The 22,898-nt window shown below is 70.3% G+C and carries 16 protein-coding genes and 4 tRNA genes; 17 read left to right on the top strand and 3 right to left on the bottom strand.

Annotated features, from left to right (window positions below):
* Positions 1–59: 59 nt before the first annotated feature.
* The gene (locus AC07TY_RS03005; RefSeq protein WP_494784292.1) at positions 60–3,329 is read left to right on the top strand and encodes an AfsR/SARP family transcriptional regulator; all 3,270 of its coding nucleotides are present in this window, start codon (positions 60–62) and stop codon (positions 3,327–3,329) included.
* An 83-nt stretch (positions 3,330–3,412) separates the two neighbouring features.
* On the opposite strand, the gene AC07TY_RS03000 is transcribed toward AC07TY_RS03005, so the two are convergent.
* Both AC07TY_RS03000 and AC07TY_RS02995 read right to left on the bottom strand, forming a co-directional pair.
* Complete coding sequence (locus tag AC07TY_RS03000; protein WP_123504631.1) at positions 3,413–4,228, bottom strand: ABC transporter permease; 816 nt, start codon at positions 4,226–4,228, stop codon at positions 3,413–3,415.
* Positions 4,225–5,223 carry an ATP-binding cassette domain-containing protein gene (locus AC07TY_RS02995; RefSeq protein ID WP_494784291.1) on the bottom strand — a complete coding sequence of 333 codons (999 nt, stop codon included), beginning with the start codon at positions 5,221–5,223 and terminating at the stop codon, positions 4,225–4,227. The genes AC07TY_RS03000 and AC07TY_RS02995 overlap by 4 nt, the downstream gene beginning before the upstream one ends.
* A gap of 274 nt (positions 5,224–5,497) precedes the next feature.
* Between AC07TY_RS02995 and AC07TY_RS02990 the strand changes: the two genes are divergently transcribed.
* The 7 genes from AC07TY_RS02990 to AC07TY_RS02960 all read left to right on the top strand — a co-directional run bounded on the left by AC07TY_RS02990 (position 5,498) and on the right by AC07TY_RS02960 (position 15,786).
* On the top strand, positions 5,498–6,880 hold the full coding sequence (locus AC07TY_RS02990; RefSeq protein ID WP_494784290.1) for a serine hydrolase domain-containing protein: 1,383 nt from the start codon (positions 5,498–5,500) through the stop codon (positions 6,878–6,880).
* 107 nt (positions 6,881–6,987) lie between these two features.
* Entirely contained in the window at positions 6,988–8,079 is a 1,092-nt protein-coding gene (locus AC07TY_RS02985) for a LacI family DNA-binding transcriptional regulator (RefSeq protein WP_494784289.1), read from the top strand.
* 184 nt (positions 8,080–8,263) lie between these two features.
* Positions 8,264–10,399 (top strand): beta-galactosidase, encoded by a 2,136-nt coding sequence (locus tag AC07TY_RS02980; RefSeq protein ID WP_494784288.1) that lies wholly within the window; start codon positions 8,264–8,266, stop codon positions 10,397–10,399.
* 49 nt (positions 10,400–10,448) lie between these two features.
* On the top strand, positions 10,449–11,810 hold the full coding sequence (locus tag AC07TY_RS02975; protein WP_494784287.1) for an ABC transporter substrate-binding protein: 1,362 nt from the start codon (positions 10,449–10,451) through the stop codon (positions 11,808–11,810).
* 69 nt (positions 11,811–11,879) lie between these two features.
* The gene (locus AC07TY_RS02970; protein WP_123504635.1) at positions 11,880–12,821 is read left to right on the top strand and encodes a carbohydrate ABC transporter permease; all 942 of its coding nucleotides are present in this window, start codon (positions 11,880–11,882) and stop codon (positions 12,819–12,821) included.
* Positions 12,818–13,762 (top strand): carbohydrate ABC transporter permease, encoded by a 945-nt coding sequence (locus tag AC07TY_RS02965; RefSeq protein WP_123504636.1) that lies wholly within the window; start codon positions 12,818–12,820, stop codon positions 13,760–13,762. The genes AC07TY_RS02970 and AC07TY_RS02965 overlap by 4 nt, the downstream gene beginning before the upstream one ends.
* The gene (locus tag AC07TY_RS02960; protein ID WP_494784286.1) at positions 13,759–15,786 is read left to right on the top strand and encodes a beta-galactosidase; all 2,028 of its coding nucleotides are present in this window, start codon (positions 13,759–13,761) and stop codon (positions 15,784–15,786) included. The genes AC07TY_RS02965 and AC07TY_RS02960 overlap by 4 nt, the downstream gene beginning before the upstream one ends.
* 92 nt (positions 15,787–15,878) lie before the next feature.
* Here AC07TY_RS02960 and AC07TY_RS02955 read toward each other — a convergent pair.
* A tRNA-Val gene (locus AC07TY_RS02955) sits at positions 15,879–15,954 on the bottom strand.
* Positions 15,955–16,118: 164 nt separating this feature from the next.
* On the opposite strand from AC07TY_RS02955, the gene AC07TY_RS02950 reads away from it, so the two are divergent.
* From AC07TY_RS02950 to AC07TY_RS02910, 9 genes are all read left to right on the top strand, one after another.
* Positions 16,119–16,190, top strand: a tRNA-Gly gene (locus AC07TY_RS02950).
* An 84-nt stretch (positions 16,191–16,274) separates the two neighbouring features.
* Positions 16,275–16,348, top strand: a tRNA-Cys gene (locus AC07TY_RS02945).
* A gap of 40 nt (positions 16,349–16,388) precedes the next feature.
* Positions 16,389–16,460, top strand: a tRNA-Val gene (locus AC07TY_RS02940).
* 809 nt (positions 16,461–17,269) lie between these two features.
* Positions 17,270–17,620 carry a hypothetical protein gene (locus AC07TY_RS02935; protein WP_488626296.1) on the top strand — a complete coding sequence of 117 codons (351 nt, stop codon included), beginning with the start codon at positions 17,270–17,272 and terminating at the stop codon, positions 17,618–17,620.
* Between the two features lie 371 nt (positions 17,621–17,991).
* Positions 17,992–18,192, top strand: coding sequence for a multidrug transporter (locus tag AC07TY_RS02930; RefSeq protein ID WP_494784285.1), 201 nt, complete (start codon positions 17,992–17,994; stop codon positions 18,190–18,192).
* Positions 18,193–18,638: 446 nt separating this feature from the next.
* A complete protein-coding gene (locus tag AC07TY_RS02925) occupies positions 18,639–19,664 on the top strand; it encodes a methionine ABC transporter ATP-binding protein (protein ID WP_494784284.1) in 1,026 nt (341 codons plus the stop codon).
* Positions 19,661–20,434: a methionine ABC transporter permease gene (locus AC07TY_RS02920; RefSeq protein ID WP_123504642.1), complete on the top strand. Its 774-nt coding sequence runs from the start codon at positions 19,661–19,663 to the stop codon at positions 20,432–20,434. Before AC07TY_RS02925 ends, AC07TY_RS02920 begins: the two co-directional genes overlap by 4 nt.
* Before the next feature lie 42 nt (positions 20,435–20,476).
* Positions 20,477–21,382 carry a MetQ/NlpA family ABC transporter substrate-binding protein gene (locus AC07TY_RS02915; RefSeq protein WP_123504643.1) on the top strand — a complete coding sequence of 302 codons (906 nt, stop codon included), beginning with the start codon at positions 20,477–20,479 and terminating at the stop codon, positions 21,380–21,382.
* 82 nt (positions 21,383–21,464) lie between these two features.
* Positions 21,465–22,889: an LLM class flavin-dependent oxidoreductase gene (locus AC07TY_RS02910; protein ID WP_494784283.1), complete on the top strand. Its 1,425-nt coding sequence runs from the start codon at positions 21,465–21,467 to the stop codon at positions 22,887–22,889.
* Positions 22,890–22,898 lie beyond the last annotated feature (9 nt).

The raw sequence follows: 22,898 nt of genomic DNA, 5'->3' as shown, positions 1-22,898 counted from the left end.
CCCATAGCGATAGGTCGCTGACGTATCGTTGGCGTTGACCAGCGCGCTAGACTCGCCGGGTGCCTCCAGCCCGTGTCCTCGTCGCTGTGCTGGGTCCCGTCCGCGTCGCCGGCCGCGAGCCGGGCACGCTCGTCGAGCCGGCGGGCCCGCGCGCAAAGGCGTTCATCGTCGCTCTGTCGGTCGCAGGATCTTCCGGCGTCACCTCCCCCCGCCTCATCCACGACCTCTGGGGCGACACGCCCCCGCGGCAGGCCAAGGCGGCCCTCCAGACCCTGGTCTCCCGGGTCCGTCACGCCGCTGCCGACGACCTCGTCGTGTCCACTCCGACCGGCTACCGCCTGGGCGACCCGAAGGCGACCGACCTCTACGCGGTGCGCACCCTGCTGGCGCAGGCGGCCGGCGCGGAGCCTGCTGAAGCCGACCACCTCGCGACCACGGCGCTCGCGACCTGGCGCGGCTCCCCCGCGGCCGACCTCGACGGCTTCGAGCTCGTGGACGACCTCGTCGCCGAGGCGGCCGGCCTCCGGGCCGACGCCCTGCGCACCGCCGCGACAGCGCGCTGCTCCGTCGGCGACGGCCAGGGCGCCCTCGCCGCTCTCGACGAGCTCGACTCGCTCCTCGCCGAGCGCGGTCGCCGCACCGACGACGGCGACGTGGCCCTGAGGATGCGGGCGCTGGCCGCGGACGGCCGGCGCACCGCGGCTCTCCGCGTGTTCGCGGCTCACCGCGAGGCTCTCGCCGACGAGCTGGGCTCGTCGCCGTCGGCCCTCCTGATCGCCGCCAACACGGCCCTGCTGACCGAGGCCGACGACGGGGCTGAAGCGGCCGGGGCAGCTGCCGAGGCCGTTCCTCCGAGCTCCGCGACACCGACACCTCGCCGCACCCGCATCGCCGTCGGCCTCCGCACGGCGCCCAACGAGCTTCTCGGCCGTGCCGCCGACATCGCCGCCGTCGAGCACGGCCTGACGACGTCGCGCCTCGTGACCATCCTCGGGCCGGGCGGTCTCGGCAAGACGCGTCTCGCCCAGGAGGTGGCCCGCCGCGCCGGCGACAGCACGGCGCGGGTGGTCGTCGTCGAGCTCGCCGCCGTCCGCAGCGACGACGACGTGGTGCTCGCCGTGGCGAGTGCGCTCGGCGTGCGGGAGGTCGGCGCGCCGCGACTGCGCCTGGCCGACCCCGGCGTGCGCCGAGGCGTTCGCGAGCGTCTGTCGGACGCCCTGCTCGAGATGCCCACCCTGCTGGTCCTCGACAACTGCGAGCACGTGATCGGCTCGGCGGCCGAGCTGACCGCCGAGATGCTGTCCGAGACCGCTGACGTGCGCGTGCTCGCGACGAGCCGCTCGCCGCTGTCCATCGGCGCCGAGGTCGTGCACCCGCTCGAGACCCTGCCGAGCGCGGGCGTCGCCGTGGAGCTGTTCGAGCAGCGCGCCCGATCGGCGCGCCCCGGCGTGGCGCTCCCCCGCGAGGCCGTCCAGCGCCTGTGCGCACGTCTCGACGGCCTGCCGCTCGCCATCGAGCTCGCCGCCGCACGCGTGCGCTCGATGGCCGTCGACGAGATCGAGCGCCGCCTCGGCAACCGGTTCGCCCTGCTCACCTCCGGCGACCGCTCCGCGCCCGAGCGCCACCGCACCCTCACGGCCGTCATCGACTGGTCGTGGAACCTCCTCGCCGACGACGAGCGCGTCCTGCTCGCCCGCCTGTCGCGCTTCCCCGACGGCTTCTCGGCCGACGCCGCCGAGATCGTGGGCAGCCCGAGCTCGGCCGACCAGCACGACGTCGCCGACGCCTTGGACGGCCTCGTCCGCCAGTCGCTGGTGGGAGTCTCCGAAGAGCACCGCACCGGCCGCGTCCGCTACCGGATGCTCGAGACGGTCCGCGAGTTCGGCGACGCTCAGCTGATCGCGTCGGGCGAGTCCGACGACGTGCGCGAGGCCATGTTCCGGTGGGCGGAATGGTTCTCGTCCGACATCCGCTCGCACCTCGACGGCCCGGACCAGGTCCGCCGATTCGCCGTCATGGCGGCCGAGCAGGACGACCTCGTGCACGTCCTGCGCCTCGCCGTCGATGTCGAGCGCCGTGGCACCGTCGCCGACGCGTTCGCCGTGCTCGGCTACTTCTGGTCGCTGAACGGCAGCCACGCCGACGTCACGGCATTCGCGCCCGATGTCGTGCGCGTGCTCCGCACCGGGTGGCCGGCACCCGAGCACCGCGACGCCGAGCTGCTGGCGTGCGCCGTCGCCGGCAGCCAGCACCTGTTCGGCGGCGGGCGAGCGGGCACGTTGGCGCTGGGTCGCCTCCGCCGCCTCCGCCGCGACGGCCCGGCCGCCGACGCCCGCCTCGAGGCCCTGACCGGCCTCTTCCTGGCGACCCTCGTCGGCGTCGAGGCGTTCCAGGGCCACCTGGCGCGGATGGCCGCCTCGAGCGACTCGGTGATCGTCGAGCTCGGCGCCGTGATCACTGCCCAGCTCGCCGAGAACGACGGCCGCATCGACGACGCGTTCGTCCACGCGCGGCGGGCCTACGACAGCACGGTTCAGAACGGCCACGCCTGGGCGACGGCGACGAGCGCGGGCTTCCTGTCTCAGCTCCACGCCCAGGAGGCCCAGCCCCGCGAGGCTCTCGAGTGGGCCGAGAAGGCCCGCACCGGCCTGGTCTCGCTCGGCGCCGTCGGCGACCTGGCCGAGGTGGAATGGCGCCAGGCGAGTGCCCGCATCGCTCTGGGCGACGTCGACGGCGCCCGGGCGGGCTTCGCCGCGCTCCTCGACGACGCCGGCCCCACGCCCGAGGGCGATCAGGACGTCCGGGTGTTCGCCCGCTGCGGCCTCGCGGAGATCGCCTTCCTGGAGGGTCGGCACGCCGACGCGCTCCGCATGTACGACGAGGCCATTCTTGGCATCCGGGACGACCGCAGCCGGTTCCGCTCGCCGATCATCGCGCTCTCGGAGGCCGCCGCCCTGTCGGCCCACCTGCGAGCTCGCACGGGCGGCGCCGAGCATGATAGGCACGTCGGCCGCATGGCCACCCGCCTCCGCACCCGCCTCATCGCGCAGAGCCGCGTGCCTCAGGCGTTCCAGGACGTCCCGATCGCCGGAGCGGCCGTCTTCGCCCTCGCCTCGTGGATCCTCGCCTGCCTCCCGGCCGAGTTCGAGGCGAGAGGCATCCGGCTCGCGCAGCTCGGCATCGCGATGCACGGCCGGCAGGAGATCCCGTCGCTCGAGCACGCCCGGCTGCTCGACACCGGCCGCATCCCCGACGTCACGGCCATGACGTCGGCGGACGCCCGCCGCGAGGCCATCGCGCTGCTGAGCGACCGCCGGCTGCGGCGCTGAGTCCGAGCCCCGGCAGGCAGGGCGAAGGGGCGCAGGAACGGGCAGCCCGGAGTCGAGCTGCCCGTTCCTGCGCCCCTCGGCCGTCAGGCCTTGCGCATGTACGACCGCACCGTGAGGGGCGCGAACACCGCGACGATCACGGCCGCCCCGAGGAGCGCGAGCCACAGGTCTCCGGTCACGGTGCCGGTGTTGGCGAGGTCGCGGACCGCGGTGACCAGGTGCGAGACCGGGTTCGCGTTCACGAACGCCTTGAGCCAGTTCGGCAGGGTGTCGGCCGGGACGAACGCGTTCGAGAGGAACGTGAGCGGGAAGAGCACCAGGAACGAGATGCCCTGGACGCTCGACGCGCTGCGGGCGACGACGCCGAAGAAGGCGAAGATCCAGCTGATCGCCCAGGCGCAGACGATCACGAGAACGGCGGCGAGCACGACGTGGCCCAGGCCGCCGCCCGGGCGCCAGCCGAGGATGACGCCCATCACCAGGGTGAGCGTCGTGGCGATCGCGTAGCGGACGGTGTCGGCGAGCAGCGCGCCGGCGAGCGGGGCGATGCGCGCGATCGGCAGCGACTTGAAGCGGTCGAACACGCCCTTGTCCATGTCTTCGCGGAGCTGCGTGCCGGTGACGACGGAGCCGGTGATGACCGTCTGGACGAGGATGCCGGGGATGATCATCGGCAGGTAGTCGGCGATCGAGCCCGCGATCGCGCCGCCGAAGATGTACGTGAACATCAGGGTGAAGATGATCGGCTGGACGGTGACGTCGATGAGCTGCTCGGGGGTGCGGCGGATCTTGAGGATGCCGCGGTAGGCCATGGTGAACGAGTTGCGCACCGACTGGCCGAGGCTGACGTGGTTCTTGAGCGGGCGCCCTTCGAGGGTCGCCGTGGTGATCGCGGTCATGCGTGCACCTCTTCTTTCTGGATCGTCTCGGCTGCCACGGGGTCGGAGTCGACCCCGTGGCCGGTGAGGGTGAGGAAGACCTCGTCGAGCGTGGGCTTCTGCACGCTCATCTCGCTGAGGCGGATGCCCGTCTCGCGGAATCGGATGAACAGGTCGGTGACGCGATCGGGGTCGGCCATGGGGGCCGTGATGCGACCGGCCTCGGGCGAGATGACGGCGTCGACGCCCAGGGTCTCGCGGATGACGCGGCGTGCTTCGTCCACGTCGCCGCCGTCGGCCAGTCGGAGCTGGAGCGACGACTCGCCGACGGAGGCCTTGAGCTCTTCAGCGGTGCCCTCGGCGACGACGCGGCCGGTGTCGATGACGGCGATGCGGTCGGCGAGCTGGTCGGCCTCCTCGAGGTACTGGGTCGTGAGGAGGACGGTGGAGCCCTCGTTCACGAGGCGGCGGATGGTGTCCCACATCTGCGAGCGGGTTCGCGGGTCGAGGCCCGTGGTCGGCTCGTCGAGGAAGATGAGCGGCGGCTGCGCGATGAGGCTGGCCGCGAGGTCGAGCCGGCGGCGCATGCCGCCCGAGAACTTCGCGAGCGGGCGGGTCGCAGCCTCGGTCAGGCCGAACTCGTCGAGCAGGGCGGCGCTCTTGCGACGGGCCTCGCTGCGCGAGAGGCCGAGCAGGCGCGAGAAGATGATGAGGTTCTCGGTGGCCGAGAGCTTCTCGTCGACCGACGCGAACTGCGCGGTGACGCCGATGAGCTGGCGGACGATCTGCGCCTCGCGCTGCACGTCGTGGCCGAAGATCGTGGCCGAGCCGGCGTCGGGGCGGAGCAGGGTGGCGAGCATGCTGATCGTGGTCGACTTGCCGGCGCCGTTCGGGCCGAGGACTCCGTAGACGGTTCCGGCGCGGACGCTGAGGTCGACGCCGTCGACCGCGCGGTTCTCGCCGAAGACCTTGACCAGGCCGTGGGCTTCGACGGCCCAGTCGCTGTTGGTGGCCATGGGGCTGTCCTCTCGTTCGTGGTTCGGTGGCGGCCCTGTGCGGGCCGGATGAGAAGAGCGTGCGCCGGGGCGCTTACACGGCGCTTGCACGCGCTTGCACTCGCTCGCGCCGACCGCTGACCCTGGGCGGTCGGACTGTCGGGGATCCTGCTGCTGACGGGCAGCAAGCGGTAGTCGTCCCGACCCGTGATCGCGACATCGCACCAGGCGAATTCCTGGTGCCATGTCGGGATCCCGGGCCGTGATGCCGCCATCCGCGACTAGCGTGGGCCTCGTGACCAACGACGCCCTCACCCGCAGCTCCCCGTCCGCCCACGACATCGACGCCGGAGGGATCGAGGCGCTCATCGACGCCCTCGAGAGCACCGCCGAGGTCGAGCCGCACAGCCTCATGGTGCTGCGCGGCGGCGAGGTCGTCGCCGAGGGCTGGTGGGCCCCGTACGCGCCCGACCGGCAGCACCTGCTCTACTCGCTGAGCAAGAGCTTCACCTCGACGGCCGTGGGCATCGCGACCGCGGAGGGCCTCCTCTCGCTCGACGACACGATCATCAGCCACTTCCCCGAGCTCGACGCCGAGATCACCGACGAGCGCACCCGCCGCATCACGGTCCGCCACCTGCTGGCCATGGCGAGCGGTCACCGCGAGGAGACGGTGGAGCGCGCGAGCACCCTCGACCCTGCCGACCTCGTCCGCGGCTTCCTGCTGATGCCTCCCGACGAAGAGCCCGGCACCCTGTTCTGCTACAACCAGCCCTGCACCTACACGCTCGGCGCGATCATCCAGCGCGCGACCGGCGGCACCCTCGTCGACTACCTGAGGCCCCGTCTCTTCGATCCGCTGGGCATCGGCGAGGTGGGCTGGCTGACGCACCCGAGCGGCGAGCAGCTCGGGTTCAGCGGCTTCCACGCGCCGACCTCGGCCGTGGCCAAGCTCGCCCAGCTCTACCTGAACGGCGGCGTCTGGAACGGCGTGCAGCTCGTCCCGGCGGCCTACGTCGACGAGGCCACGCGCCTCCAGGTCGACAATGCGGCCGTCGGCGGCTCCCCCGACTGGTCGCAGGGCTACGGCTTCCAGTTCTGGATGGCCACGCACGGCTTCCGCGGCGACGGCGCCTACGGCCAGTTCGCGGTCGTGCTCCCCGAGCTCGACCTGGTAGTCGCGATGACGGGCCAGAGCATCGACATGCAGGCCGTCCTCGACGCCGTCTGGGCGCACCTCCTCCCTGCCGTGGGCGCAGGAACCGCGTCGCCCTCGTCCGACACGGCCCTCGCGGCGCGTCTGGCCTCGCTGGCCCTCCCCGTGCCGCCGGGCACCGGGGCGACGCTCGAACCGGCCTCCTTCGAGCCCGGCCCCGGCAACCGCCTGCCCACCCTCACGAGCGTCGTGCTCGGCGCCGGTCGTACGGCGACCCTCGTCGACCAGGGCCTCCCCCTCCGCCTCCCCCTCGGCGACGGCGAGTGGCTCGTGTCGGATGCCGTCGCGGCGTCGGCGTCGCCCGGGGAGGCCGGCGGGGTCCGCCTCGACGTCGCCTTCATCGAGACGCCCCACCGCCTCGTCGTCGAGCTCGACCAGTCTGCGGGGACGTTCGCCGCCGCCTGGGTCACCGAGCCGCTGCACGGCCTGCCGCTCGCCCGGGTGCGGATGCCGCGGCCCTAGCGGCTCCGGTCGGCCAGGTCTAAGAAACCGCCCAGGATGGGGGCCGCAGGCTGGTCGGCGGGGATCGCACTGGTCGATACTCTGAGAACGACAGACGGGAGCGCGCCATGGACGACGGCACGGCGCCCGCGCGGGTGGAATCGGTGGCGGTTCCCGGCGGGGTCCGACCGGTCCGGGTGCCCGGCGCCATCCGTCGCGCCCCGACCATCTACGACGTCGCGAAGCTCGCCCAGGTCTCGCACCAGACGGTCAGCCGGCTGCTCAAGGGCTACGAGGGGATCCGGCCCGAGACACGCGAGCGCGTCGAGCGGGCGCTCGAGGAGCTCGACTACCGGCCGAACCTCACGGCCCGTTCCCTGGCCACCAGCCGCTCGCACCGGATCGGCGCCCTGACGCACGAGATCGAGCAGGTCGGCCCGGCCAAGATCCTGCAGGGCGCGAGCCGCGGCGCCCGCGACGCCGGCTACCTCCTCGACATCGTCAGCTTCGACCCCGGCAACGACGCCGACATCCAGCGGGCCCTGCGCATCGCCGACTCGCGCGACCTCGCCGGCATCATCGCGTTCGGCTCGACCGACAGGGTCCTCGACGCATTCTCGACGGCGGGCTTCAGCGTGCCCTGGTTCATCGCCGGCGAGGACGACGACAGCGTCGGCGAGCACGAGCTCACCCGCAACGGCCAGGGCGTCGCGATGCTCATCGACCACCTCGCCGACCTCGGCCACACGCGCCTGCTGCAGATCGCCGGACCCGGTGCGTGGATCTCGGCCCGCAACCGCCTCTTCGCGTTCGAGTCGGCCACCCGGGCGCGGGGGCTCACCGAGGTCGGCCGCGCGCACGGCGACTGGTCGCCGGCGTCGGGCTACCGGGCGGCGCTCGAGCTCCCCCTCGACCGCGGCGCCACCGCCCTCGTCGTGGCGAACGACCAGATGGCCCTGGGGGCGATGCGCGCCCTCGCCGAGCGCGGGCTGTCCGTTCCGGCCGACATGAGCGTCGTCGGATTCGACGACATCCCCGAGGCGCCGTACTTCCCGGCGCCGCTCACGACCGTCAGCCTCGACTTCGATCTGCAGGGCCGGATCGCCTTCGGCCAGATCCTCACGCTGATCGACGGCTCGACGGCGAGCGGCCAGCGGGTCGACCCGCGGTTCGCGGCGGAGCTCGTGGTGCGGTCGTCGACGGCGGCGCCCCGCCTCTAGTAGCCTGCGGTACCCCGCCTCCAGTCGGCTGCGATGCCCCGCCTCCAGTCGGCTGCGATGCGGGGCAGCCGAATCGGTAACAGTTTCGACACGGGGCTTGTGACCGGTAACAAGAACGGGATATGGTCCTTCTCGACAACGATGTTACCGCTAACACCGGCTTGGACGATGGAGTTCCCGCACGATGACGACGCACCCTGCGACCGCACACACCCCGCAGCCCCTCACTGCCGCTGCCACCCCCGACCGCATCCTCTTCGGGGCCGCCTACTACGCCGAGTACCAGCTCGGCGACCGCCTCGACACCGACCTCGACCTCATGGTCGAGGCGGGCTTCACCGTGATCCGCGTCGGCGAGTCGGTCTGGTCGACCTGGGAGCCCCGCGACGGCGAGTTCGACCTCGACTGGCTCCTGCCCGTGCTCGACGGCGCCCACGCCCGCGGCATCTCGGTGATCCTCGGCACCCCGACCTACGCCGTGCCGCCGTGGCTGCAGCAGAGCCACCCGGAGATCGCCGCGCAGACGAAGACCGGCGAGCCGATGCCCTGGGGCTCCCGCCAGGAGGTCGACTACAGCCACCCCGCGTTCCTCTTCCACGCCGAGCGCGTCATCCGCGCCATCGTCGAGCGCTACGCCGACCACCCCGCCGTGATCGGCTTCCAGGTCGACAACGAGCCCGGCATGCTGCTCTTCCACAACCCGTCCACCTTCCGCCGCTTCGTGCGGCAGCTGAAGGCGAAGTACGGCACGGTCGACGAGCTCAACAAGGCCTGGGGCCTCGTCTACTGGTCGCACCGGATCGCCGACTGGTCGGAGCTCTGGACGCCCGACGGCAACGCGCAGCCCCAGTACGACCTCGCCTGGCGGCAGTTCCAGGCGCAGGTGACCACGGAGTTCATCTCCTGGCAGGCCGACATCGTCCGCGAGTACTCCCGCCCGGAGCAGTTCGTCACCACCTGCATCGCCTACCCGCGCCCGGCGATCGACGACGAGAAGCTCGTCGCGGCCCTCGACATCACCGCCGGCAACCCGTACTACGGCATGCAGGACCACCTCTCGCTCGACCACGTCAAGCCGGTGCCGACGTCGTGGACCTCGACAGGCGTCGCCGGCCTGTACCGTCAGGCCGATCGCCTCTTCTCATCGAACCAGCGGCGCTTCCTCGTCACCGAGACGAACGCCTGGTCGATCGGCGGCGCCTCGCAGAACTACCCGCCCTACCCCGGGCAGCTCAAGCAGTCGGCCTTCGCACTGATCGCCCGCGGCGCCACCCAGATCGAGTACTGGCACTGGCACACCCTCCACTTCGGCACCGAGACGTACTGGGGCGGCGTCCTGCCGCACAGCCAGAGGCCCGGCCGCGTGTTCCGCGAGGTCGCCGAGATCGGGGCCGCGCTGAAGCAGATCGGCACCCGCCTCGACGGGTACGAGCCCGACGCCGACGTGGCGATCCTGTGGTCCACGGCGACGCGATTCGCCTTCGACTTCACGCCGCCCCTCAACGTCGACGGCACGACCGGGCGTCGCGACAGCTACCAGCACATCGTCGACGCCTTCCACGCCGGCGTCATCGGGGCGGATGCTCAGGCGCGCATCCTGCACGTCGCCCAGGCGGTCGCGATCGGCGCCGCCGAGCTGGTGAGGCGCTTCCCCGTGCTCGTCGCACCGGCCGTGTACATCGCCGACGACGACGAGCTGCAGCTGCTGGCCGACTACGCCCAGGCCGGCGGCCACCTCATCGTCGGGCCGCGCACCGGCTACGCCGACGAGGAGGCCCGTGCCCGCCTGGCGGTCGCCCCCGACACGCTGCACGACGCGGCCGGCGTCTGGTACGAGGAGTTCACGAACCTCGACGACGAGCTCGCCGTCACCGGCAGCGAGGCCCTCCCGCTCAGCCCCGAGGCTCGAGCGACCGACTGGGCCGACGGACTCGTCGTCGAGGGCGCCGACGTGCTCGCCACCTACCAGCACTCCTCGTTCGGCCGCTTCCCGGCCGTGACGACGAGGGGCGCAGGAACGGGCCGCATCACCTACGTCGGCACCGTCCCGAACGGCGCGCTCTCCGCCGACGTGGTGCGGTACGCCGTTCCGCAGCCCATCGCGGCGGGGTGGACGCGCGGCGACACGGTCACCGTCGCCTCCGGCACCCTCCCCGACGGCGCGCGCGCCTGGTTCGTCCACAACTGGTCGGCCGCAGGCGCGACCGTGACGGTCCCCCACGACGTCTCCGACCTCACCGAAGCAGACCCTGCCCGGCACCTCGCCGGCACCGAGATCTCCCTGGAACCGTGGTCTTCCCTGGCCCTGGTCGACGGGTGAGTTCGTCCATCGCAGCCGATCGACGAACCCGAGAATGAAGGAAGAACCAATGAGGAAGAACGCACCGAGAACAGCAGTGGCGCTGGGCACCGGCCTCCTTGCTGTGACCCTTGTCCTGTCGGGCTGCACCGCTTCCAGCGGCGGCGGCGGAGGCAGCGCGACCAAGACGGTCTCGCAGGCCGACATCGACAAGGCGATGAGCACGCCGACCACCCTGAACTTCTGGACCTGGGTTCCCGACATCAAGAACGAGGTCGCCCTCTTCGAGAAGAAGTACCCGGACATCAAGGTCAACGTCGAGAACGTCGGCCAGGGTGCTCCGCACTACCAGAAGATCCGCACGGCGGTGAAGGCCGGCAAGGGGGCTCCTGACGTCGTCCAGATGGAGTACCAGTACATCTCGTCCTTCAACGTGACCGGCAACCTGCTCGACCTCGCACCGTACGGCGCCTCCAAGCTGTCCGACGAGTACACGCCGTGGGTGTGGAACCAGGTCAAGCGCGGCGACGCCGTCTACGGCATCCCGCAGGACGCCGGCCCCATGGGCAACCTCTACCGAAAGGACATCCTCGCCAAGGCGGGCGTCACCAAGGCGCCCGAGACCTGGGACGAGTACGCCGCCGACGCCAAGCTCGTGAAGGAGAAGACGGGCTCGTACATGTCCGACCTCGCCTCGAGCCAGGCGGGCCAGATGCTGGGTCTGCTCTGGCAGGCCGGCGTCAAGCCGTTCGGCTACGACGGCGACAAGGGCGTCACGGTCGACGTGAACGGCACGAAGGCCAAGGAGGTCGCCGCGTACTGGCAGAAGCTGATCCAGGCGGGCTACGTCTCGACCGACCCCGATTTCACCGACAGCTGGTACCAGGGCCTGGCGAGCGGCAAGTACGCCGGCTGGCTGACCGCCGCGTGGGGTCCCGTCTTCCTGCAGGGCACCGCGGCCAAGACGTCGGGCAAGTGGGAGGCGGCTCCGCTCCCCCAGTACGAGGCGGGTCAGAGCGTCTCGGGCAACTGGGGCGGGTCGTCCGACGCCGTGCTCAAGACGTCGAAGAACCCCATCGCCGCCTACGAGCTCGCGAAGTTCATCAACAACGACGCCGAGTCGACGCTCGATTTCGCGAACAAGCAGTTCCTGTTCCCGACCTCGACGAAGACCCTCGAGAGCACCGAGTTCACCGACCAGAAGGCGCCGTTCTACGGCGGTCAGCAGGTGAACAAGCTGTTCGCCGGGATCTCCGGAACCGTCGACACGAAGTTCGAGTGGCTGCCCTACATGGACTACGCCTACTCGAGCTACAACGAGACGATGGGCAAGGCGCTGGCGGCCAAGGGCGACCTCTCGGCCGGGCTCGACGCCTGGCAGAAGTCCCTCGTCGACTACGGCACCCAGCAGGGCTTCAGCGTCAACAAATAGCAGTGCCGGCGGGGGGGCCTCCGGGCCCCCCCGCCTCTCCCCCTCTGGACGTGAACGAAGGAGTTCCACATGACCCAGTCCGTCGTCGCCCCTCGCGGGGCGCGCCCGGGCACGAGGAAGCGAGCCAACGCGAACCAACGTCGCCAGCACCGGGCGGCGTACCTGTTCGTCGCGCCGTTCCTGCTCGTGTTCGTGCTCATGCTGCTCGTGCCGCTGTTCTACTCGGGCTACCTCAGCCTGTTCGCGACCCGCCTCGTCGGCGGCTCGCAGTTCGCCTGGTTCGCCAACTACATCCGCGCGTTCACCGACGCCGACTTCCTGGCCGGCGTCGGGCGCATGGGGCTCTTCCTGATCATCCAGGTGCCGATCATGCTCGTGCTCGCGCTGTTCCTGGCGTTGGCCATCGACTCCGGCCGGGCCCGCGGCGCCGGGGCGATCCGCCTGCTGGTCTTCCTGCCGTACGCGGTCCCGGGCGTCGTCGCGACGCTGATGTGGGGCTATCTCTACGGCCAGGACTTCGGCCCGATCGCGCAGGTCTTCCGGGCCCTCGGCTTCGGCGCCCCCAACCTGCTGAGCGCCTCGTCGATCCTCGGCTCGATCATGAACATCGTGACGTGGGAGTTCGTCGGCTACAACATGATCATCATGTACGCGGCCCTGCGGTCGATCCCGTCGGAGCTGTTCGAAGCCGCCGAGATCGACGGCGCCGGGCAGTTCCGGATTGCCTGGAGCATCAAGATCCCCGCGATCCGCCCGGCCATCATGCTCACGGTGATCTTCTCGATCATCGGCACGTTCCAGCTCTTCAACGAGCCGAGCCTGCTGAAGGGCCTCGCGCCCAACGTGATCGACAACGCCTTCACCCCCAACTACTACGCGTACAACCTCGCGTTCATCAACCAGGACGTCAACTACGCCGCCGCCATCGCGTTCCTCCTCGGAATCGTCATCGCGATCGTGTCGTACGTCGTCCAGCTGTCGACGCAGCGAAGGGAAGCGAAAGCCTCATGACGACCGCAGCCACCGGAAAGCCCGTCGCCGGGGCGGAGCCCGCCCCGGTCCGAGCCCGCGACCTCGCGCCGCGACGCACCACCAGGGCCTATAGCAGCGAGAAGCGGCGCTCGACGCTCCTCACCGTGCTGCTCTGGCTCTGCGCGCTGTACTTCGTGCTGCCGATCGCGTGGCTCGTGATCGCCTCCACGAAAGACAACTCCGACCTGTTCTCGACGTTCGGCTACGCGTTCGGCCACTTCAACCTGTTCCAGAACATCCACGACGTGTTCACGGTCTCGGGCGGCATCTACCTGCAGTGGGCGCTGAACACGGTCATCTACGCCGCGGTCTCGGCGCTCGGCGCCTCGTTCCTGGCGACGATGGCGGGCTACGCCTTCGCGAAGTACCGCTTCCCCGGAGCCAACCTGATGTTCAGCGTCGTGCTGGGCGCCATCATGATCCCCCTGACCGCGCTCGCGCTGCCGACGTACCTGATCTTCAGCCAGTTCGGCATCACGAACACCCCCTGGTCGGTCATCGTGCCGTCGCTCGTCAGCCCGTTCGGCGTCTTCCTGATGCGGGTGTACGCGGCCGACGCGATCCCCGACTCGATGATCGAGGCCGCCCGCGTCGACGGCGCCGGCGAGTGGCGGATCTTCTGGCAGGTGGGCCTGCGCCTGCTCGGCCCCGGCATCGTCACGGTGTTCCTGTTCGCGCTGGTCGCGACCTGGAACAACTACTTCCTGCCCCTGATCATGCTGAACTCGTCGAACCTGTACCCGCTCACCGTCGGCCTCGCCCAGCAGCAGGCGACGAGCGCGGGCGGCGGCGGCTCGCAGGCGATGTTCTCGACGGTCATCACCGGCTCGATGGTCTCGATCATCCCGCTGATCATCGCCTTCCTCTTCCTGCAGCGGTACTGGCAGACCGGTCTCGCCTCGGGCAGCGTGAAGGAATGAGCGGCGTCCTGGGCTCTGCCTTCGCCTACGGCGGCGACTACAACCCCGAGCAGTGGCCCGAAGACGTCTGGCGCGACGACGTCACCCTCATGAACCGGGCCGGCGTCAACCTCGCCAGCGTCGGCATCTTCTCGTGGGCCCGCCTCGAGCCCCGCGACGGCGAGTTCGACTTCGCCTGGCTCGACGAGGTGCTCGGTCTGCTCCATGCGGGCGGCGTCCGCGTCGACCTGGCCACCGCGACCGCCTCGCCGCCGCCGTGGCTGGCGCTGAAGCACCCCGAGATGCTCCCCGTCACCGAAGAGGGCGTCACCCTCTCGTCGGGCAGCCGCCAGGCGTACTGTCCGTCGTCGCCGGTCTACCGCCGCTACGCGGCCCGCCTGGTGACCGCGATCGTCGAGCGCTACGCCGACCACCCGGCGCTCGAGCTGTGGCATGTGGGCAACGAGTACGGCTGCCACGTCAGCCACTGCTACTGCGATGCGTCGGCCGTGGCGTTCCGCGCCTGGCTCGCCACCCGCTACGGCACGGTCGACGCGCTCAACGACGCCTGGGGCACGGCGTTCTGGTCGCAGCGATACGACTCGTTCGACGAGATCCTGCCGCCCCGCGCGGCTCCGTCGTTCAAGAACCCGACGCAGCTGCTCGACTTCGACCGCTTCTCGGCCGACGAGCTGCTCGAGTGCTACCGCGTCGAGGTCGCGGTCATCCGCGCGAGCTCCTCGGTGCCGATCACGACCAACTTCATGGGCTTCTTCAAGGGCGCCGACTACTGGGCCTGGGCCCGCGAGGTCGACGTGGTGTCAGACGACTCCTACCCCGACCCCGGAGACCCGCTGTCACCGGTGTACGGCGCGATGCAGCGCGACCTGATCCGCTCGCTGGGCGGCGGCAAGCCGTGGCTCCTGATGGAGCAGTCCCCTTCCGCCGTCAACTGGCGCGAGCGCAACGCCGCCAAGCGTCCCGGCCAGATGCGCGCCTGGTCGTACCAGTGCATCGGTCGCGGCGCCGACGGGATCCTCTTCTTCCAGTGGCGCCAGGCCAAGGCCGGGGCCGAGAAGTTCCACGCCGGCATGGTCCCCCACGCCGGCACCGACACCCGCGTGTTCCGAGAGGTGCAGGAACTCGGCGCCGAGCTCGCCGACCTCTCCGCCACGGGCCTGCTCGGCTCGCGCGTCGAGGCCCGCGTCGCCGTCGTCTTCGACTGGACCTCCTGGTGGGCGATCGAGCAGGAGGCCTCTCCCACGCGGCTCTCGTACGTCGAGGGCGTCTTCGCCTGGTACCGGGCGCTCACGGCCGTCGGCGTCACGATCGACTTCGTGTCGCCCGACAGCGACCTGGCGCCCTACGCCGTGGTCGTGGCTCCGTCGCTCTTCGTCGCAACCGATGCGCAGCTCGCCGCCCTCGACGCCTACACCGCGAGCGGCGGCACCCTCGTGGCGTCGTTCCAGACCGGCATCGTGGACGAGAACCTGCACATCCGGCTGGGCGGGTACCTCGGGGCGCTGCGGCAGACCCTCGGGGTGTGGGTCGAGGAGTTCGCGCCGCCGACGGCGCCGGATCTCGCGGCTACGGGGGGCGGAGTTCCTGCGCCGCTGGCCTTGCGAGGGGATGCCGTCGGAGGAGCCGGCGCCGCGACGCTGTGGGGCGAGTCCGTGCGCGTCGAGGGGGCCACGGTGTCGGCCTCGTTCGACGGCGGGGTGCTCGACGGGCAGCCCGCGATCACGCGGAACGGGCGCGGTGCCGGGACCGGTTGGTACGTCGCCACGCTGCCCGACGACGCCACGCTCGCGCGCTTCGCAGCCGGTGTGATCGACGAGGCCGGTGTCGCGACGCTCCCGCGGGTCGCCGGCGTCGAGTTCGTGCAGCGCGGGTCGGCGACGATCGCGATCAACCACGGCTCGGCCGACGCCGCGCTCGACCTGCTCGGCACGGACGCGCTCACCGGCGCACCCGGCGCCGGCCTGGTGCTGGCGCCGCAGGGCGTGGCCGTGCTGGTGCCGGAGGTTGCCGCCGTCGCGCCCTGACGGGGCGTCCGCACCACGATCAGGACTCGGCACCGTCGGGCCCGGCGTCCCGCCCACGACGGCGCGCGACGCACTGCGCGTGTGACTGATTCTGGTGGGCGATACCGGACTCGAACCGATGACCTCTTCCGTGTGAAGGAAGCGCGCTACCAACTGCGCCAATCGCCCGTGGGACTCGTCGATACTACTGGAAATGGAGACTGAACTCCTATTCGGCGCACCCGTATAGACACGAACAAGTCTCAGTTTGTAATTCGTGCGAACCATCGGATAGAGTTCCTGAGGTCGCAGAGATGCGGCGAAAACAACCAGGGGAAGTCAACCTCCCCAATGCGGATGTGGCGCAGTGGTAGCGCATCACCTTGCCAAGGTGAGGGTCGCGAGTTCGAATCTCGTCATCCGCTCGAGTGAAAGCTCACCAGATGGGTGATCCACCTGTGTGGTGGGTTTCCCCTCTTGGAGCTCAACTCACGTCGTTCGAGACGAATGGTGGGGTGGCCGAGAGGCGAGGCACCGGCCTGCAAAGCCGGGCACGCGGGTTCAAATCCCGTCCCCACCTCCACACTCTGCTCGATGAGACACCCCACAAATAAAGAACCCATGAGCGATTGGCGCAGCGGTAGCGCGCTTCCCTGACACGGAAGAGGTCACTGGTTCGATCCCAGTATCGCTCACTTAGAGAGGCCCGGCCTGACTCCACGAGTCACGTCGGGCCTCTTCCCGTTGCGGCCGCCGCGGTCCGCGTCCGTTGGGCGAGCGTCGGCGCTGGCGGGACGATCGCTGGTGGTGTCGCGTCAGCCCTCGACGCCCCTTCCTGGGAATACCGTGAAAGTCGTTCACTGTGCCGCACTCGCCGAGAAGACAGGGCGTGTAATCGAAGTCCGATCGGGTATCGGATCAGGCGGACGATTCGGGTCGTTCGTTCCCGGGTGAGGGAGCCACGGGACTTGGCTCCCTCACCCTTTCCGTGGTGTCCGGCGAAGTCGAGGCGCGGACCGCGATTGACTGGACGGTCGGTACTAGCGGGTGTTGCCTTGCGCCTGTCATTCTTCGTCTACCTTCGCCTGGCGGAGTCAGCCCCCGCCCACCTGATCCGGGTCGGGGGCGTTTCCGTGCGCGCAGGCAATCGCTTATGTCCAGCCCCCGAACGGGGTGGGGCCCGGCAGGGTCGCTCGATGTAGCTTTCTTCTCACCGGCATCCCCTGCCGGTCTCCCTCACCAGGAGAGACGGCTCCACTCGCTGTGATGAATCAGGGTTCTCGGCGACGCTCCACCCCTTATGCGCCACCGAACGCCTCCAGCGCCGGAGTCGTGGGAGGGCCACCGGATTCGGGTTCCGGTGGCCCTCTCCTCAGGTCGGCCTCACTTGCTCCCGGCCTGGTGTTCTGCCCAGATCCCATCAGGCCGGGCTTCACTCGCTGGAGCCCGCCGCTCTCCCACGGACGATTTTGCCGAGGTGTCAGTGCGGCAATAAGCTCCGCGCATGAAGCCGCACTCCGTCCTCAAGTGGGATGTCAGGGGTACCTCGTTCGAACTCGTCGAGACCCAGTCGCATCTCATCGTCGGCTGCGTCATCGGCGACGAGCAGAAGGAGCTCGCCCGACTCGAGCGGGGCGAGATCCGGGCGGTCATCGAGCTGCACGCGGCTCGCGGGTGCGAGTTGCGGGTCATCACGGGCGATGAGGACGAACCCCTCTCGATCTACTGCCCGCACTCGGTCTGCACCGTTCTTCTCGTCAAGCTGCGCAAGTTCCAGGGCGGCAACCTCGAGGTCATCGCGACGGACTCGTCATCCGATCCCGCCGTCGCGGACGCGCCGCCGAGCAGGGTGTGACGGCAGCCGCGCAGGAACGCGGGAGGCGACTCGCGCCCCCCGCGTCTCCCCGACCCTGATCCCATCGAGGAGATCTCATCATCCCACGGCCGAACGTATCTGTTCGGGGATGGACAGAGCCGCGTTCGCGTGGATGGTTGTGGACACGGCCTGAGCGGCCCCTGACGATCTCGTGTCAACCCACGGCACGAAGCCGTGAACGCGCCTACCGTCTCTCAAGGCGATTCCCTAGTCGCTGTGACGTCTCTTCACGCAGGTCTCCTGCAGGAGGGGCGGCGGGCGCTGCCGTGGCCGGATTCCGCGGCAGCGCCCCACGCTGGGAGTCTCATGTGAGTCGGTCGTCTCCACGGGCTGTGGAAGAGACTGTGGTCATGAGTGAAGACGACGCGAAAAGCACAGACGAGATGAGCTTCAAAGAGAAGCGGCACGATCAGCTGACCCGGGCGGCCAAGTCGGACGAGTCGGACGCCGCCCCGCGGATCGTCACCAGCGAGTCTCCCGACGGCACGACGCGCATCGACGTGGCCGACACGGCGAAGGTCACCCCGGGCAAGGTCACGCGCGACGACTGACCGCAGCAAACCCGAATCGCCTCGGCCCCGAATGGGATCGGGTGCCCAGATCGCCCCGAGTGCCGCCGGACCCTGATCCGGCGGCACTTGTTCGCTCGGCAGGGAGGCCTGCTGAAGCGACTGCTTGTCGGCTCGACCGATCTGATTGCTCATTCTGTTCAACGTGAGTATTGTTCAGCGCACCGGCCCGGCCCTGTCGGTGTAGCTCCGCCCTAGGCGGAGGCGTCTCGCAGTGGGTTGCAGGATCAGGACGGCGAGGCGGGCGCGGAGGCGTTCCCCCCAACGCCTCCGCGCGGCTGCACCGCCGGGGCCGTGCCGTTGCCTGCTGCCCAGCGCAGGCCGCCCTCTCTCCTGCCTGACGGCATCTTCCCCGTCACAAAGCGTCACAACCGGTCACATGACGACGCGCTCCCCCGCGCCCGCGCGATGTTCCCTACTGTCGCCGCATGATCCGAATCGACCAGCTCACCAAGGCGTACGAGCACGCCGGCTCCCGCACGGTGGTCCTCGACTCGCTCGACTTCGAGGTGGGCCGCGGTGAGATCGCGGCCGTCGTGGGGCGCTCCGGCGCCGGCAAATCGACGCTCGCCCAGTGCGTCACGCTCCTCGAGCGCCCGACGAGCGGCTCCGTCATCGTCGACGGCGTCGACCTGACCGCGTCGAGCGAGCGCGACCTCCGCACCGCGCGCAGAGCGATCGGAACGATCTTCCAGTCGGACGGCCTGTTCTCGCGCCGCACCGCCGCCGAGAACGTGGCGCTCCCCCTCGAGTTCCTGGGCGTCACCCCGGCCGAGTCGCGGGCGCGCGTCGCCGAGCTTCTCGAGCGCGTGGGGCTGGGCGACAAGGCCCGCCACTACCCGCACCAGCTCTCGGGCGGCCAGCGCCAGCGCGTCGGCGTCGCGCGCGCCCTGGCTCTGCGGCCGCGGGTGCTTCTCTCGGACGAGGCGACCTCGGGCCTCGACCCCGAGTCGACCCAATCCATCCTGGGCCTGCTGCGCGAGCTGCGCGACGACCTCGACCTCTCGATCCTCCTGATCACGCACGAGATGGAGGCCGTCCGCGAGATCGCCGACACCGTGGCGCGCCTCGAGGCCGGTCGCTTCACCGAGCGCGGCCGAGTCGTCGACCTGCTGCAAGACCAGTCGTCGCAGCTGGGCGCCGACCTGCAGCCCCAGCGGGCATCCGCGGCGGCGGCAGACGGCGAGGTGGCACTCCTCGCGACCTACGGCTCCCCCGACGTCCCGGCCGACTGGCTGGCGCGGGTCTCGGCCGAGCTCGGCGAGCCCGTCGGCCTCCTGGGCGCGGCGGTCGAGGTCGTCGACGGAACGACCGTCGGCACCGTCACCGTCGGGGTCCCGGCCTCGCACGCGGACGCCGCTCGCGACGCGCTCGCTCGCCTGGGCATCCAGACGCGCCGCGACGCCGACCCGCTCCCCCTCCTGAACGACGACGAGATCGAGACCGCCGCATGAGCGCCGCAGCCGTCAACCCCAACATCGTCCCGCTCGACCAGATCCCCGGCCTCCTGCTGCCCGCCCTCGGCGACACGGCGCTCATGGTCGGCATCACGATGGTGATCGTCGTGCTCTTCGGCGTCCCGATCGGCGCCCTGGTGCACAACACCGGCCGAGGCGGCCTGTACGAGAACCGCGCGCTGCACCTGGCGAGCGGCTGGATCGTGAGCCTCGGCCGCAGCCTCCCCTTCCTGATCCTGATGGCCGCGATCATCCCTTTCACCCGCCTGATCACCGGCACGAACATCGGCATCCCCGCCGCGGTCGTCCCGATGTCGATCGCGGGCATCGCCTTCTTCTCGCGCATCGTCGAGAACGCCCTCCGCTCGGTCCCGGCCGAGTACACGACCATCGCGCGGGCAGCGGGGGCGTCGCGTCTTCAGGTGATCCGCACCGCCCAGCTCGCCGAGGCGATCCCCTCGCTCGTCGGCGGCCTGACCATCAACACCATCGCCATGATCGAGTACTCCGCCATCGCGGGCACGATCGGCGCCGGCGGAATCGGCTACGTCGCGGTCACCTACGGCTACCAGCGCTTCGACACGCGGGTCATGCTCGCGACCATCGTGCTGCTCGTCGTGCTCGTGGCCCTGGTGCAGCTGACCGGCGACAGGATCGCCCGCCGCCTGACCCCGCGACTTCGTTTTCTCCAGGGCGCAGGAACTCGGAGCACCAGCCCCGCACAGACCCCGTCGCCGGTCTCGCTGCCGGCCGCCCCGAGTTCCTGAGCTTCCTCTTTTCGACCCACCACACCTGAAAGCAGCACAGCCATGTCTACCGAGCCCACCAGCACCCCCGACTCGCACGGCTTCACCCTGAGGAAGCGCCGCCGCTGGCCCTTCGTCGTCGGAGGCGCCGTGGCCGTCGTCGCGATCGCCGCCGGGGTCACCGTGCCCCGCCTGATCCCGCAGGCCAGCGCCAATGACACCAAGGGCGCGACGCTGTACGTCGTGACCGCCGAGGGCAACGCCGCTGAGGAGGCGCTGGTCGACTACGTGGCGAAGGACGTCGCGCCCGACTACGGCATCACCGTCAAGTTCAAGGGACTGTCGGACTCGACGACGCTGAACCGCGCTGTCAGCGATGGCGAGGTCGCCGGCACCGTGTACCAGCACAAGCGCTGGCTCAAGCAGGTGCTCGCAGCCAACCCGGACTTCAAGGAGACCGCGGCGACGCCCGTCTTCCGCTGGAGCTTCGGGCTATGGAGCGCCAAGTACAAGACCGCGTCGGCGATCCCCGACGGGGCGACCATCTCGCTGTACTCCGACCCGGCCAACGAGGCTCAGGGTCTGTGGATCCTGGAGCGGGCCGGTCTCATCACGCTCAAGGCCGGGATCGACAAGAGCACCGCCACGCAGGACGACATCGCGAGCAACCCGAAGCACCTCAAGTTCACGCTGCTCGACTTCGCCGCGCAGTCGCGGTCGCTGAACGACCTCGATGCCGCCGTCGGCTACACCGAGTACTACCTCGCCGCGGGCATCCCCATCTCGGAGCAGATCTACGCGCCGGCCGCGCCCGACGCGTTCGCCGGGCAGCTGACCGTCGGCACGGACTACCTGAAGAGCGACAACGTCAAGAAGCTCATCAAGGCGTTCCAGGACCCGCGCGTGCAGAGCTTCCTCGAGTCGAACGCCGACGTGAAGAACATCCTGCTGCCGGTCGACGCGAAGTAGACGGCACCGGCCGGATGACCCAGCGTGACGCCCCGTTACGACCCCGAGAGCGTTTCTCGACCCCACGCCGGAGGATGAACCCATGACCCGACAGATCCGCTTCAACGCGTTCGACATGAACTGCGTCGCCCACCAGTCGTCCGGACTGTGGCGGCACCCGAAGGACCGCTCGCGGCACTACAACGACCTCGAGTACTGGACCGACCTCGCGAAGCTGCTCGAATCGGGCACGTTCGACGGCCTGTTCATCGCCGACGTGCTCGGCACCTACGACGTCTACGGCGGCAACAACGTCGCCGCGATCCGCAACGGCGCTCAGGTGCCCGTCAACGACCCGCTGCTGCTCGTGTCGGCGATGGCGGCCGTCACGAAGAACCTCGGCTTCGGCGTGACCGCCGGCACGGCCTACGAGCACCCGTACCCGTTCGCGCGCCGCATGTCGTCGCTCGACCACCTGACCAAGGGGCGTGTCGGCTGGAACGTCGTCACGGGCTACCTGCCGAGCGCCGCCCGCAACATGGGTCACGACGACCAGCTCGAGCACGACGCCCGCTACGACGTCGCCGCCGAGTACCTCGACGTGCTCTACAAGCTGTGGGAGGGGTCGTGGGAGGACGACGCCGTCGTCGAGGACCGAGAGGGCGGCGTCTTCACGGATCCTGCGAAGATCCACGAGATCGGCCACCGCGGCGAGAACTACACCGTGCCGGGCATCCACCTCTCGGAGCCGTCGATCCAGCGCTCCCCCGTGATCTACCAGGCCGGCGCGTCGCCCCGCGGCGTCGCGTTCGCCGCCGACAACGCCGAGGCGATCTTCGTGTCGGCGCCGACGGCCGCCGTGCTCAAGGCGACCGTGTCGCGTATTCGCGACGCCCTCGAGGCGGCCGGCCGCGACCGGTACTCGGCGAAGATCTACACCCTGCTGACGATCATCACCGACGAGACGACCGCCGGCGCCCAGGCCAAGCACGAGGAGTACCTCCGCTACGCCAGCGAGGAGGGCGCACTCGTCTTCATGTCGGGATGGACCGGCATCGACCTGTCGCAGTACGACCTCGACCAGCCGATCGGCGACGTGCAGGGCAACGCCATCCAGTCGGTCATCGAGAACTTCAAGGAGTCGGCGAAGCTCGACGGCCGCGAGTGGACCGTGCGCGACATCGCCCGCTTCGGGGCGATCGGCGGGCTCGGGCCGATCTTCGTCGGCTCGGGTTCCGACGTGGCGGATCATCTGCAGGAACTGGTCGCCGAGACCGACGTCGACGGATTCAACCTCGCCTACGCGGTCTCCCCCGGCACCTGGGAGGACGTCATCGAGCACGTGATCCCGGAGCTCCGCAAGCGCGGCGCCTACCCCGACGCCTACGTCGAGGGCTCGCTGCGCGAGAAGCTGTTCGGCCGCGGCGACCGGCTGCCCGAGGAGCACCGCGGCGCGTCGTTCCGCCTCGGCGGCGCGCGCTCGACGTCGACCGGCTCGGTCGCCGACAAGGCCGCTGTCACGGCCTAGTCGCCACGC

It is taken from the genome of Frondihabitans sp. GW821-FHT04F02 (genome assembly GCF_059420045.1).
Note: the sequence above shows the minus strand (reverse complement) of the source record. Positions and strands in the feature narration are given on the sequence as shown.